The sequence below is a fragment of the Streptomyces spiralis genome, from assembly GCF_014654675.1.
In the GTDB taxonomy this organism is placed as follows: Bacteria; Actinomycetota; Actinomycetes; order Streptomycetales; family Streptomycetaceae; genus Streptomyces; species Streptomyces spiralis.
This window is the reverse complement of sequence record NZ_BNBC01000146.1, coordinates 1-977: the sequence shown is the minus strand read 5'-3', so window position 1 is coordinate 977 and position 977 is coordinate 1. Positions and strand designations below refer to the sequence as shown.

General features: G+C 71.4%; 1 protein-coding gene. It reads left to right on the top strand.

Translation table 11 applies throughout. The annotated features are described in order from the left end of the window. The coding region (locus tag IE318_RS44405; protein ID WP_189908493.1) for an NAD(P)/FAD-dependent oxidoreductase at window positions 1-977 on the top strand (977 nt) is incomplete at both ends.

The following is a 977-nucleotide window of genomic DNA, read 5'->3' as shown; positions in this document are numbered from 1 at the left end:
CTGCGTGCGGCGGAGACGCTGCGCGAGCAGGGGTTCACCGGATCGCTGACGATGATCGGCGATGAGCCGTACGAGCCCTACGACCGGCCGCCGCTGTCCAAGCAGGCGTTGCTCGGGCGGGCACGGCCCGAGGACACCGCGCTGCCGCGGCGGCGCGACATCGACGCCGAATGGTGTCTGGGCGTCGCCGCCGAGAGCCTGGACCGGGCCGCCAAGCAGGTACGCCTGGCGAACGGCGACACCGTCCCCTACGACCGCCTGCTGATCACCACCGGGACCAGAGCACGGCCCTGGTTCCACCCGGAAGAGGCCGCGTTGGACGGGGTGTTCGGGCTGCGTACCCGCGATGACTCCGCCCGCCTGCGCCGGAAGCTGACCGGGGGCGTGTCCCGGGTGCTGGTGATCGGCGCCGGTTTCACGGGCTCGGAGGTCGCCTCCGCCTGCCGGGAGCTGGGCCTTCAGGTCACTGTCGCCGAGCGCGGCCCGGCACCGCTGGTGGGCGCGCTCGGTGGAGTGATCGGCGCGGTCGCGGACCGGCTGCAGCGCAAGCACGGAGTCGACCTGCGCTGCGGTGTCAGCGTCACCGCCCTGGAGGGCGACGATGTGGGGCGACTCAGGCGTGCCCATCTGTCCGACGGTTCGGCGATCGACGTGGACGTGGCGGTCGTCTCGCTGGGTGCCATGCGGAACACGGAATGGCTCGCCGGCTCGGGGGTGGCCGCAGGTCCTCGGGGGATCGCGTGCGACGCCGGGTGTCGGGTGTTCGACGTCAACGGCATCGTCACCGACGACATCTACGCCGTAGGTGACGTCGCCCGCAGCCCCCACCCGCTGTTCGACTACCAGTTCCTGGCGCTGGAACACTGGGGCAACGCGGTCGAACAGGCCGAGATCGCCGCCCACAACATGCTCTGTGCGGGTCCGGATCGCCGTCCGCACCTGTGGCTGCCGATGTTCTGGTCCACCCAGTTCGGCGT